The sequence below is a fragment of the Paracoccus hibiscisoli genome (assembly GCF_005048265.1).
Taxonomy (GTDB): domain Bacteria; phylum Pseudomonadota; class Alphaproteobacteria; order Rhodobacterales; family Rhodobacteraceae; genus Paracoccus; species Paracoccus hibiscisoli.
Genome location: NZ_SUNH01000004.1, coordinates 137274 through 149628 on the forward strand (window position 1 = coordinate 137274; position 12355 = coordinate 149628).

A 12355-nucleotide genomic window follows, 5' to 3' on the forward strand; every position below is an offset into this window, starting at 1 on the left:
GGGCGCAGTGCAGATCCATCGCGACTGGACCGGATTGCCGAGTGACGCGCGTGGCGCCTCGGTGGCCATGGGAAATTTCGACGGCGTCCACAAGGGGCATCGGGCGGTCATCGACACGGCCCGCGCGGCCTGCGACGCGCCCCTGGGCATCCTGACCTTCGAGCCGCATCCGCGCGAATATTTCGCCCCCGATGCGCCGCCCTTTCGGCTGATGAATTCCGAGGCGCGGGCGAACCGTCTGGCGCGTCTTGGCGTGCAGCAGCTTTATGAGCTGCCCTTCGGCCCGGTGCTGGCGGGGCTGACGCCCGAGGCCTTTGCCCGCGAGGTGCTGGCCGAGGGTCTGGGCATCGCCCATGTCACCGTGGGCGCCGATTTCTGCTTTGGCCAGAACCGCGCCGGGACCGCGCAGACGCTGACCGATCTGGGCCGCACCCTGGGGTTCGGCGTAACCATCGTGCCGCTGGTCGGCGCGGATGAGGGGGAATACAGCTCAACCGCGATCCGGGCGGCGCTGGCGCAGGGCGACACGCATGGCGCGCAGCGGATGCTGGGCCATTGGCACCGCATCGAGGGCGAGGTGATCCACGGCGAAAAGCGGGGCCGCGAGCTGGGCTGGCCCACCGCCAACATGGCGATGGACGGGCTGCACCTGCCGCGGCTTGGGGTCTATGCGGTGCTTGTCGACATCCTGACCGGGCCTGACCGGGGGCCGTGCCAGGGGGTCGCATCCCTTGGGGTGCGCCCGATGTTCGGGGTCAACACGCCCAATCTGGAGGTCAATCTGTTCGATTATTCGGGCGATCTGTATGGTCAGCACCTGTCCGTGGCGCTGGTCGATTTCCTGCGCGACGAGGCGCGGTTCGACGGGCTGCCCGCGCTGATCGCGCAGATGGAGCAGGATGGCGCCGATGCGCGCCGCCTGCTGTCGGGCCGCTGATGCGCGATCGGTTCTGGGAGCTGCCTTTGCCTCAGCTGGCCCGCGACGAGTGGGAGGCGCTGTGCGACGGCTGCGGCAAGTGCTGCCTGAACAAGATCGAGTTCGAGGACACGAACGAGCTGGCCTTTACCCGCGTCGCCTGCAAGCTGCTGGACGGCGATGCCTGCCGCTGCAGCAGCTATCACAACCGCCACGACTATGTCCCCGATTGCGTCGTGCTGACCCCCGCCAAGATCACCGAGGTCGCCTGGTGGCTGCCCGCGACCTGCGCCTATCGGCTGCGCCACGAGGGGCGGCCGCTGTATGACTGGCACCACCTGATTTCGGGCTCGACCGAGACGGTCCATCAGGCGGGGGTCAGTGTCCGCGGCTGGACCATCAGCGAGCTGACCGTGACCGAGGACGATTGGGAAGACCACATCATCGAGGATCTGTCGTGAATTTTGCATCGGACAACGCCTATTCCGCCCATCCTGCCGTTCTGGCCGTCCTGTCAGAGGCCAATTCCGGTGCGGTGATGGGCTATGGCGCCGACCCGGTGACCGCCCGCGCCGAGGCCGCGATCCGCGATCTGCTGGAGGCGCCCGACGCCGTGGTGCGGTTCGTGGCCACGGGCACGGCGGCCAATGCGCTGGTCTGCGCGCAGCTGGCGCCGTCCTGGGGGCGCATTTATTGCCATCAGGACGCCCATATCGAGACCAGCGAATGCGCCGCGCCCGAGTTCTTTTCCCATGGCGCCAAGCTGATCACCCTGCCGGGGCAGGGCGGCAAGCTGACCCCCGACACTCTGGCGCAGGCCGTCCATGTCGGTGCGGGCGCGGGGCTGAACGGCGGTCTGAACGCGCTTGTCTCGATCACCAACGCCACGGAATGGGGCACCGTCTATACCCCTGATGAGGTCGCAGCCCTGGCGCGGGTGGCCCATGAGGCGGGCCTTCCGCTGCACATGGACGGGGCGCGCTTTGCCAATGCGGTGGCGACCCTTGGCTGTTCGGCGGCTGATCTGACCTGGCGGGCGGGCGTGGACGCGCTGTGCCTGGGCGGCACCAAGAACGGCGCGATGGGGGCCGAGGCGATGGTGTTTTTCGACCCCGCCCGCGCCGAGGGGTTCGATTATCGCCGCAAGCAGTCGGGCCATGTCCTGTCCAAGAACCGCTATCTGTCCGCGCAGATGCTGGCGCTGGCGACCGACGGGCTGTGGCTGGACCTGGCTGCGCGCGCCAATGCCAAGGCGCAGATGCTGGCGCAGGCCGTGACCGAGGGCGGCGGACAGCTGTTGCAGGCGGTCCAGTCGAACGCCATCTTTGCCGCGATCCCCAAGGCGGCGCATGATCGCGCGCAGGCGGCGGGCGCGCTGTATTACCTGTGGCCCGACAAATCCGCCGAGGGTCTGGACCCGGTGCCCGTGCGGCTGGTCTGTGCCTGGGATACGCCCGATGCGGATGTGGCGGGGCTGGCCGCGATCCTGCGCGGCTAGGCGCGCAGCGCGTCCGCCAGCAGCTGCAGCGCGTGCTCTACAGTCGCGGCGCGGACCCGGTGGCGACCGATCGCCCCGAATTCGACGGTCTGGGTGCGCGTGCCAAAGGGCTGGCTGATGCCAAAGCAGACGCGGCCTTCGGGCTTGTGCTCGGACCCGCCTGGCCCGGCGATGCCGGTCACCGATACGGCGATGCCCGCCTCGGAATGGCGCAGCGCGCCCTCGGCCATCTGGGCGGCGATCTGTTCGCTGACGGCGCCATGCGCCTCCAGCGTGTCGGGGCGGATATCCAGCATCTGCACCTTGGCCGCGTTGGAATAGGTCACAAAGCCCCGGTCGAAGGCGTCGGAGGAGCCCGGCACCTCGGTCAGGGCGCCGGCGATCAGCCCGCCAGTGCAGCTTTCGGCGGTGGCGATGCGGATGCCACGGGCACGGGCTGCGGCCAGCACCTCTGCCGCGGCGGTCACATCAGCACCCCATGCGCCAAGGCCGCGGCGGCCATCGTGGCGATGGCGGCAAAGATCCCGGCCCAGAGGTCGTCCAGCATCACCCCCGCCGCGTCATGGCGACGGTCGGCCCGGCCGACCAGCCAAGGCTTCCAGATGTCGAACAGGCGAAAGAACAGGAACGCCGCGACCCAGCCCGGCCAGGGAAAGCTGTCGGCGGGCAGACCCGCATGCCAGAACCCGAGGGAGGGCGCCATCAGGGCCAGCCACTGGCCTGCGACCTCGTCGATGACGATCTCGCTGCGGTCGGGGTCGTCCATCCCGGCGGTGTATCGCGGCACGACCCAGAACCCCAGCAGGATCACCAGCCCCGTGGCCAGCGCGAGCAGCGGGAAATGCCCGATGCGGTGCAGGATCAGCCCCATCGCGACCGCGACCGCCGATCCCCAGGTGCCGGGGGCGGGGCGCAACAGACCGGAATAGAACCAGGTGGCCAGCATACGGTCCATGGTCATTCCTTGATCAGGGTGGCGGTGGCGATGGCGGCGATGCCCTCGCGCCGTCCGGTAAAGCCAAGCCGTTCGCTGGTCGTGGCCTTGACGCTGATGCGTGCGGCGTCCAGGCCCATGATTTCGGACAGGCGATGGGCCATGTCCAGGGCGTGGGGGCCGATCTTGGGCGCCTCGCAGATCAGGGTCACGTCGGCATTGCCGATGCGGAAGCCCTTGTCGCGGGCCATCCCCGCCGCATGGGCCAGAAAGATCGCGCTGTCCGCGCCCTTCCATTGCGGGTCCGAGGGCGGAAAGTGCCGCCCGATATCGCCCTGCGCAAGCGCGCCATAGATCGCGTCGGTCAGCGCGTGCATGCCCACATCGGCGTCCGAATGGCCCATCAGGCCCGCATCATGCGGCACGCGGATGCCGCACAGCGTCACATGGTCGCCCGGCCCAAAGGCGTGCACGTCATAGCCATTGCCAAGGCGGATATCCATGTCGGTCCCCAGACTGCGTTCGGCCCGCGCGAAATCGGCGGGGAAGGTGATCTTCAGATTGTCCTCGGAACCGGGGGTGATCGCAACCTCCATCCCGGAGCTGAGGGCCAGTTCCACGTCATCGGCGGCAGCGGACGAGTGCTGGCGATGCGCGGCAAGGATCCTGGTCAGGGCAAAGCCCTGCGGCGTCTGCGCCCGGAACAGCCCGTCGCGCGGGGCGGTGGCGGTCACGCGACCCTCCGCGCCGCGCCACAGCGCGTCCGAGACGGGCAAGGCGGGGGCCGCGGCATCCGCGCCCGCCTGCAGCGCGTCGATCACGCCCCGGATCACCGCATCGGGGACCAGCGGGCGCGCGCCGTCATGGATCAGGACGTGGCTGACCTGACCCTCCAGCGCCTCAAGGCCCGCGCGCACGCTGGCGGCGCGGGTCTGCGCGCCCGCAACGATGGTGACGGCCCCGGCATAGCGGTCGATGGCCTGGCCCATGTCATCGGGATGCACGACCAGAACCACGCGGTCGAACCCGACAAAGGCCGCCAGGGTGCGGTCCAGAACCGGCTGCCCGGCCAGGTCGCGCCACTGTTTCGGCGTGCCGCCACCCGCGCGCGTGCCGCGCCCGGCGGCGGTGATCAGCGCCGCAAAGCCGCGCGGGGCGCGGATCATGCGTGGTCGGGCATGTCGCCCTTGATCGCCGCGGCAAAGGCCGTCCGGTACAGGGTGGACAGGTCAGTTAGGGGCGCGCTGTCGCCGCCCAGATTGACCGCCGTGCCGCCAAAGCGGCCGACGGTGGCGATGGGCACGCCCGCCGCCTGCGCGGCCTTGGTCAGCGCCGCCGCCGCATCGGGGGTGCAGGCGACCAGATAGCGGGCCTGATCCTCTCCGAACAGTTGCGCGATGTCGGCGCTGTCCAGCGTGACGCCCAGGCCCGCGGCCTCGGCCATCTCGAAGGCGGCCAGGGCCAGCCCGCCATCCGACAGGTCGGTCGCCGAGGACAGATGCGCCCGCTGCGCGCGCAGGAAGTCGCCATGCTTGCGTTCGGCCTCCAGATCGACATGCGGCGCGTCGCCCGCCTCGATGCCGAAGGCGTCGAAGGCCAGTGCGGATTGCTCCAGATGGCCCTGCGTGGTGCCGATGACCAGCGCCAGGTCACCCTCGGCCGGCAGGCCCGCGATGATGTCGTCCAGATCCGCGATCAGACCGACGCCGCCGATGGTGGGGGTGGGCAGGATACCCTTGCCGTCGGTCTCGTTGTACAGCGAGACGTTGCCCGACACGATCGGGAAATCCAGCGCGCGGCAGGCCTCTCCGATGCCCTGGATGGCACCGACCAACTGGCCCATGATCTCGGGCTTTTCCGGGTTGCCAAAGTTCAGGTTGTCGGTCGTGGCCAGGGGCAGGGCGCCCACGGCGGTCAGGTTGCGCCAAGCCTCGGCCACGGCCTGACGACCGCCCTGAACGGGGTTCGCCTTGACGTAACGGGGGTTCACGTCGCTGGTGAAGGCCAGCGCCTTGCGGGTGCCGTGCACGCGCACCACGCCTGCGCCCATGCCGGGACGGCGGATCGTGTCGGCGCCGACCTGGGTGTCATACTGTTCCCAGACCCAGGCCTTGTGGGCGTGATTCGGGCTGCCGATCAGCGCGCGCAGGGCCGCGATGGGGGCGATGGCGGGCAGCGCAGGGGCAGGGGCGGCAGGCGGGGTCGCGACCCAGGGGCGGTCGTATTCCGGCGCGCTGGAGGACAGCTTGGACAGCGGCAGGTCGGCCATGACCGCGTTTCCGTGCAGGATCAGGAACCGGTCCTCGGGGATCGTCTCGCCCACGATGGCGAAATCCAGGTCCCATTTCTGGAAGATCGCGCGGGCCACGGATTCCATGTCGGGCTTCAGCACCATCAGCATCCGCTCCTGGGATTCCGACAGCATCATCTCATAGGCGGTCATGTTGGTTTCGCGCTGCGGCACGTGGTCCAGGATCAGCTTGATCCCCAGACCGCCCTTGTCACCCATTTCCACCGCCGAACAGGTCAGGCCCGCAGCCCCCATGTCCTGGATCGAGATGACGCTCCCCGAGGCCATCAGCTCCAGGCAGGCCTCCAGCAGGCATTTCTCGGTGAAGGGGTCGCCAACCTGGACGGTGGGACGCTTGTCCTCGATCGTGTCGTCGAATTCCGCGCTGGCCATGGTCGCGCCGCCGACGCCGTCGCGGCCGGTCTTGGCGCCCAGATAGACGACCGGCATCCCCACGCCAGACGCGGCCGAATAGAAAATCTTGTCGGCATTGGCCAGACCCGCCGCAAAGGCGTTGACCAGGCAGTTGCCGTCATAGCTGGGGTGGAAACGGACCTCTCCGCCCACGTTCGGGACGCCGAAGGCGTTGCCATAGGCGCCGATGCCCTCGACCACGCCCTTGACCAGGTGCGGCGTCTTGGGGTGATCCGTGCGGCCAAAGGATAGCGCGTCCATCGCGGCGATCGGGCGCGCGCCCATGGTGAACACGTCGCGCAGGATGCCGCCCACGCCGGTCGCGGCGCCCTGATGGGGTTCGATATAGCTGGGGTGGTTGTGGCTCTCCATCTTGAAGACCACGGCCTGGCCGTCGCCGATATCGACCACGCCCGCGTTCTCTCCGGGGCCGCAGATGACCTGGGGGCCCTCGGTCGGCAGGGTGCGCAGCCATTTCTTGGACGACTTGTACGAGCAATGCTCGTTCCACATGGCGCTGAAGATGCCCAGCTCGGTGAAGGTCGGTTCGCGGCCGATGATCTCCAGGATGCGCTGGTATTCGTCGGGCTTGAGCCCGTGCGCGGCGATCAGTTCGGGGGTGACCTGGGGTTCGAGCATGATCAAGCCTTCCTGCGCATGAAATCACGCGCCTTTTAGGCGCTGGCGGCGCGCATGGAAAGGCCGCAGCGACAGGGCGCGGGACAAAAAAAAGCCGGGCACGAGGCCCGGCTCAAGTCCAACAGGGAGGTAGAAGGTGATAAGCGATTACGCTCAACATCGCCTTCTTCGCCCGATCTATGTGCAGAGTGTGAACGCTTCAAGACATTTGGGGCTGCAGACGCAGCATAGCGGCCATGCAGTGACGTAATGGCTACACGCATAGGCTGCATTTTGCCATGCGGGCATCACGTTTTGCCCAAATCTTGAGCAGGTCAGGCCTGTCCGGCTTCGCTTTGATGGCGGCGATAGGCCTGGATTTCCTCCAGGACGAAATCGCGGAACACCGCGACCCGCCGGGTCTGGCGCAGTTCCTCGGGATAGGCTAGGAACACCGGCACTTCGCCCGATTCGACGTCGGGAAAGACGCGGACCAGCGACGGGTGGTCCGCCGTCAGGTAATCCGGCAGGACGCCGATGCCCAGATTGGCCAGAACCGCCTGCAGCACGCCAAAATAGTTGTTCACCGTCAGCGTCGATCCGACATTCTGAGCCATCAGCTCCTGCACCAGGCGTGCGCCGGCGGCCACCTGCGGCTGGTCGGGCTTTTGGCAGATCAGCCGGTGGTTGGCCAGATCGGCCAGCGTCTCGGGGTTGCCGCGCGCCGCGATATAGTCGGGGCTGGCATAAAGGCGCATGCGGATGTTCAGCAGCCGCCGACGGATCAGGTCGGATTGGCTGGGCTCCTTCATGCGGATGGCGACGTCGGCCTCGCGCATGGGCAGGTCCAGCACGCGCTCCTCCAGCAGCAGGTCGATGCGCAGGTCGGGGAACTTCTCGTACAGCTTGACCAGGCGCGGGGCCAGCCACAGCGTCCCGAAACCGACGGTGGCGGTGACCTTCAGTTCGCCAAACACGTTTTCCTCGCTGTCGCGGATACGGGCCGAGGCGCCGTCCAGCTTGCGCGACATGGACGATGTCGCTTCGAACAGCAATTCGCCCTGCTCGGTCAGAATCAGGCCGCGGGCGTGGCGATGGAACAGCGTCGTCCCAAGCGCCTCCTCCAGCGCGCGGATCTGGCGGCTGACGGCCGATTGCGACAGATGCAGGGTGTCACCCGCATGCGTCAGGCTGCCGGCATCGGCCACCGCGTGAAAGATTCTGAGCTTGTCCCAGTCCATCCCGGTTACAATCCTGTCATGACAGCCATGCGCTTTTTGCAGACCTAACCTGCCCCTGCGATTCCGGCAAGGTCACGTCAAGGAAAGAATTTCCGCTTCGTCGGTCAGCAATTCTGACCTATAATACCCGCGGAGGCCTTTGGGCATGGGAGGAGAGGGTGATGAGCAAGCAGGAATTCTCATTGGCGGATCGGTTCGATCTGTCGAAGAAACACGTGCTGTTGAACGGAACGCAGGCACTGGTGCGGCTGATGCTGATGCAATCGGCACGCGACAAAGCGGCGGGACTGGATACGGCGGGGCTTGTCACCGGCTATCGCGGATCGCCCTTGGGCAGCGTGGATCTGCAGATGACCCGCGAGGTCAAGCGGCTGGCCGCGGCCCAGGTGCTGTTCCAGCCGGGTCTGAACGAGGATCTGGCCGCCACCGCCATCTGGGGCAGCCAGCAGGCCGAGCTGCGCGGCGAGGGGCGCCATGACGGCGTCTTTGCGCTGTGGTATGGCAAAGGGCCGGGCGTTGACCGGTCGGGCGACGTGATGCGGCACGGCAACATGGCCGGATCATCGCGCCACGGCGGCGTCGTGATGGCGATGGGCGACGATCACACGGGCGAAAGCTCGACCGTGCTGCATCAGTCGGACTGGGCGATGATCGATGCCTATATCCCCGTGCTGTCGCCTGCAGGGGTGCAGGAGATCCTGGATTACGGCCTGTATGGGTTCGCGCTGTCGCGCTATGCGGGGGTCTGGACGGGACTCAAGACGATGAAGGACACGGTCGAGGCGACATCGGTCGTCGACGGCGATCCGTTCCGTCTGCGCTTCGTGACGCCTGACCGGGTGCTGCCCGAGGGCGGGCTGAACATCCGCCTTGGCGACACGCCCGTCGCGCAGGAGGCGCGGATGATCGACCACAAGCGGTGGGCGGCCGAGGCGTTCAGCCGCGCGAACCGCATCGACCGCAAGGTCTGGGGCAAGATGGGGGCGCGGATCGGATTTGTCGCGGCGGGGAAAAACTGGCTGGACCTGGTCCATGCCCTGTCGCTGCTGGGCATCGATGAGGCCGAGGCCGAGCGGTTGGGTCTGACCACCTACAAGGTCGGGCAGACCTGGCCGATGGACATGAAGTCGATCCAGGAATGGTCCGAGAACCTGGAGCTGATCATCTGCGTCGAGGAAAAGCGCAAGCTGATCGAGGTCCAGTTGAAGGAGGCGATCTTTGACAACCGTCACGGCCGCCGCGTCCATGGCTGGAAGCATGACCGCACCGGTGAGGAGCTGTTCCCCGTCCGCTATGCCCTGGACCCGGTGATGATCGCGCAGAAGATCGGCGGCATCCTGATCGAGGAGGGGCGCGGGACCGAGCGCTTGCGCGCCGGGCTGGAGCGTCTGAACGAAGTGCGCCGCAACGACAACGCCCCCGAGATTGCGACCCGCACGCCGTGGTTCTGTTCGGGCTGCCCGCATAACAGCTCGACCAGGCTGCCTGAGGGCAGCCGCGCCTATGCCGGGATCGGGTGCCATTACATGGTGCAGTGGATGGGCCGCGAAACCGAGGGCTTCACCCATATGGGCGGAGAGGGTGCCAACTGGATTGGCGAGGCGCCGTTCAGCACCAGAAATCATGTGTTTCAAAATCTTGGCGACGGAACCTATAATCATTCGGGGTCTTTGGCGATCCGGGCGGCGCTGGCTGCGGGGACGAACATCACCTACAAGATCCTCTATAACGACGCTGTCGCGATGACCGGTGGGCAGCCTAACGAAGGCGGCCTGACCGCGCCCCAGATCGCCCGCGAGCTGGTCGCGATGGGCGTCGGAACGGTCGTCGTGGTCCATGACGAAAAGGAGGACGTCGATCAGGCCCAGTTCCCCAAGGGCCTGCGGTTCGAGGAGCGTGCGGCGATGATGACCGTCCAGCGCGATCTGGAGACGGTGCCGGGCGTCAGCGCGATCCTGTACGTCCAGACCTGCGCGGCCGAGAAGCGTCGGCGCCGGAAAAAGGGCCAGTTCCCCGACCCCGACCGTCGCATCTGGATCAACCCCGAGGTCTGCGAGGGCTGCGGCGATTGTTCGGTTCAATCGAACTGCGTGTCGATCGTGCCGCTGGACACCGAGCTGGGCCGCAAGCGCCAGATCGACCAGTCCAGCTGCAACAAGGATTTCAGCTGCGTGAACGGCTTCTGCCCCAGCTTTGTCTCGGTCAAGGGCGGCAAGCTGCGCAAACCCAAGGCCGAAGCATTCGATCTGCCCGACCTGCCGCTGCCAGCGCTGCCGGTGATCAACGGAACGCATAACATCGTCATGACGGGGGTCGGCGGCACGGGCGTTGTGACCATCGGCGCGGTGCTGGCCCAGGCCGCGCATATGGACGGCAAGGGCGCGGGCATGATGGAGATGGCGGGCCTGGCCCAGAAGGGCGGCGCGGTGCATATCCACCTGCGCCTGGCCGAGCGGCCCGGTGATATCAGCGCCATCCGCGTGGCCGTGGGCGAGGCCGATTGCGTCATCGGCGGCGATCTGGTCGTGACGGCGGGGGCCAAGACCGTGGGCCTGATGACGCAGGGCCGCACCGGGGCCGTGGTGAACGACCACGAGATCATCACCGGCGATTTCACCCGCTTTCGCGATTTCCAGGTGCCGTCGGACCGCCTGCGCCTGTCGCTGCAGGCGCGGTTGGGCGACCGGGTGACGTTTCTGGATGCCAATGACCTGGCGCTGCGGATGCTGGGGGATTCGATCTATTCGAACATGCTGGTCCTGGGGGGCTGCTGGCAGCAGGGGCTGATCCCGCTGTCCCATGACGCGATCATGGAGGCGATCCGCCTGAACGGCGCCCAGGTCGAGGCGAACCAGCGCGCCTTCCAGATCGGCCGGTGGGCCGTGGCCTTTCCCGATCAGGTGCGCAAGCCGGCAGAGGTCACCGCGCTGCCGGTCGATCCGGTGGCCTATCGCGCCGAGCGGCTGGTCGGCTATCAGGGTCGGCGGCTGGCCAAACGCTATCGCAAGCTGGTCGATGCGGCGCCCGCGGCCCTGCGCGACAGTGTCGCAAGAAGCTATTACAAGCTATTGGCCTATAAGGACGAATACGAGGTCGCCCGGCTGCATCTGACCACCGCCGAACAGGTCGCCGCCCGGTGGGAGGGCGATGTCCGCCTGTCGCTGCATCTTGCGCCGCCGATGCTGACCGGCACGGATGCCAATGGCCGTCCCCGCAAGCGCGCGTTCGGCCCTTGGATGCTGCGCGCCTTCCGGGTGCTGGCCGCGATGAAGGGGCTGCGGGGAACGCCGCTGGACCCCTTTGGCTACAGCGCCGAACGCCGCCGCGAGCGTGCCATGATCCGCGAATACGAGGCTGACATGGCGCAGCTGTTCGCGACCGTCACCGACGCGATGATGCCGGTCGCGATCGAGCTGGCCGAGCTGCCCCTGGGCGTGCGCGGCTATGGCCCGGTCAAGGACAAGGCGGCCGATCAGGCGGCCGAGCGTCGAGCCGAGCTGTGGGCCCAGCTGCGTGCCGGTCACGCACCCATCCGTGAAGCCGCTGAATGATCTGGATCATTTCCAAATCCCGCCTGGCCCCTTATGAAGGGCGCCACGCGGAGCGGGAGGTCTGACCATGGCGGTAGGGGTGTTTGATTCGGGACTGGGCGGTCTGACCGTCCACCGCGCCATTGCCGCGCGTCTGCCCGACCTGCCGCTGGTCTATCTGGGCGACAATGCGCACGCGCCCTACGGCGTGCGCACTGCCGACGACATCTTTGATCTGACCTGCCAGGGCGTCGAGCGGCTGTGGGCCGAGGGCTGCGATCTGGTGATCCTGGCCTGCAACACCGCCAGCGCCGCCGCATTGAAGCGCATGCAGGAGACTTGGCTGCCCGCGGACAAGCGCGTCCTGGGCGTCTTTGTGCCGATGATCGAGGCGCTGACCGAGCGGAACTGGGGCGACAATTCGCCGCCCCGCCGCGTGGCCGTGAACAACGTGGCCCTGTTCGCGACCCCCGCGACCGTCGCCAGCCGGGCGTTCCAGCGCGAGCTGGCCTTCCGCGCCGTGGGCGTCGATGTCGAGGCCCAGCCCTGCGCGGGCGTCGTCGATGCCATCGAGATGGGCGACGAGCAGCTGGCCGAGGCGCTGGTCACCAGCCATGTCGAGGCCCTCAAGCGGCGCATGCCCCACCCCGAGGCCGCCGTGCTGGGCTGCACCCATTATCCGCTGATGGAGGAGGCGTTCCAGCGCGCCCTGGGCCCCCAGGTCAAGGTGTTCAGCCAGGCGGGGCTGGTCGCCGAGAGCCTGGCCGACTACCTGACGCGCCGCCCCGAATTCCTGGGGTCCGGCACCGAGACGAAATATCTGACCACCGGCGATCCGGTCCGGGTCGGCGGCAAGGCCACGCAGTTCCTGCGCCGCGCGATCGCGTTCCAGGCCGCCTGACAGGAGAACCCCA

Annotated in this window: 10 protein-coding genes; 5 read left to right on the forward strand and 5 right to left on the reverse strand. The window is 67.6% G+C overall.

All coding sequences use genetic code 11. The annotated features are described in order from the left end of the window. The first annotated feature begins 7 nt into the window (after positions 1 to 7). From FA740_RS02330 to FA740_RS02340, 3 genes are read left to right on the forward strand one after another with little or no spacing between them, the layout of a single operon-like run. On the forward strand, positions 8 to 937 hold the full coding sequence (locus FA740_RS02330) for a bifunctional riboflavin kinase/FAD synthetase (RefSeq protein ID WP_136855164.1): 930 nt from the start codon (positions 8 to 10) through the stop codon (positions 935 to 937). Then, the gene (locus tag FA740_RS02335) at positions 937 to 1377 is read left to right on the forward strand and encodes a YcgN family cysteine cluster protein (RefSeq protein ID WP_136855165.1); all 441 of its coding nucleotides are present in this window, start codon (positions 937 to 939) and stop codon (positions 1375 to 1377) included. Before FA740_RS02330 ends, FA740_RS02335 begins: the two co-directional genes overlap by 1 nt. Next, positions 1374 to 2414: a threonine aldolase family protein gene (locus FA740_RS02340; RefSeq protein WP_136855166.1), complete on the forward strand. Its 1041-nt coding sequence runs from the start codon at positions 1374 to 1376 to the stop codon at positions 2412 to 2414. Before FA740_RS02335 ends, FA740_RS02340 begins: the two co-directional genes overlap by 4 nt. On the opposite strand, the gene FA740_RS02345 is transcribed toward FA740_RS02340, so the two are convergent. The 5 genes from FA740_RS02345 to FA740_RS02365 all read right to left on the reverse strand — a co-directional run bounded on the left by FA740_RS02345 (position 2411) and on the right by FA740_RS02365 (position 7911). Further along, positions 2411 to 2881: a CinA family protein gene (locus FA740_RS02345; protein WP_136855167.1), complete on the reverse strand. Its 471-nt coding sequence runs from the start codon at positions 2879 to 2881 to the stop codon at positions 2411 to 2413. The two genes, FA740_RS02340 and FA740_RS02345, sit on opposite strands and share 4 nt — an antisense overlap. Then, positions 2878 to 3375, reverse strand: coding sequence for a phosphatidylglycerophosphatase A family protein (locus FA740_RS02350; RefSeq protein WP_136855168.1), 498 nt, complete (start codon positions 3373 to 3375; stop codon positions 2878 to 2880). Before FA740_RS02350 ends, FA740_RS02345 begins: the two co-directional genes overlap by 4 nt. Next, positions 3372 to 4514, reverse strand: a complete 1143-nt coding sequence (locus FA740_RS02355) for a bifunctional 2-C-methyl-D-erythritol 4-phosphate cytidylyltransferase/2-C-methyl-D-erythritol 2,4-cyclodiphosphate synthase (RefSeq protein WP_136855169.1) — start codon at positions 4512 to 4514, stop codon at positions 3372 to 3374. The genes FA740_RS02350 and FA740_RS02355 overlap by 4 nt, the downstream gene beginning before the upstream one ends. Further along, a complete protein-coding gene (gene purL, locus FA740_RS02360; protein WP_136855170.1) occupies positions 4511 to 6691 on the reverse strand; it encodes a phosphoribosylformylglycinamidine synthase subunit PurL in 2181 nt (726 codons plus the stop codon). Before purL ends, FA740_RS02355 begins: the two co-directional genes overlap by 4 nt. 314 nt (positions 6692 to 7005) lie before the next feature. Further along, positions 7006 to 7911: a LysR family transcriptional regulator gene (locus FA740_RS02365; RefSeq protein WP_136855171.1), complete on the reverse strand. Its 906-nt coding sequence runs from the start codon at positions 7909 to 7911 to the stop codon at positions 7006 to 7008. A gap of 161 nt (positions 7912 to 8072) precedes the next feature. On the opposite strand from FA740_RS02365, the gene FA740_RS02370 reads away from it, so the two are divergent. Both FA740_RS02370 and FA740_RS02375 read left to right on the forward strand, forming a co-directional pair. Then, the gene (locus FA740_RS02370) at positions 8073 to 11462 is read left to right on the forward strand and encodes an indolepyruvate ferredoxin oxidoreductase family protein (RefSeq protein WP_136855172.1); all 3390 of its coding nucleotides are present in this window, start codon (positions 8073 to 8075) and stop codon (positions 11460 to 11462) included. A 67-nt stretch (positions 11463 to 11529) separates the two neighbouring features. Next, the gene (locus FA740_RS02375) at positions 11530 to 12342 is read left to right on the forward strand and encodes a glutamate racemase (RefSeq protein WP_136855173.1); all 813 of its coding nucleotides are present in this window, start codon (positions 11530 to 11532) and stop codon (positions 12340 to 12342) included. Positions 12343 to 12355: the final 13 nt, after the last annotated feature.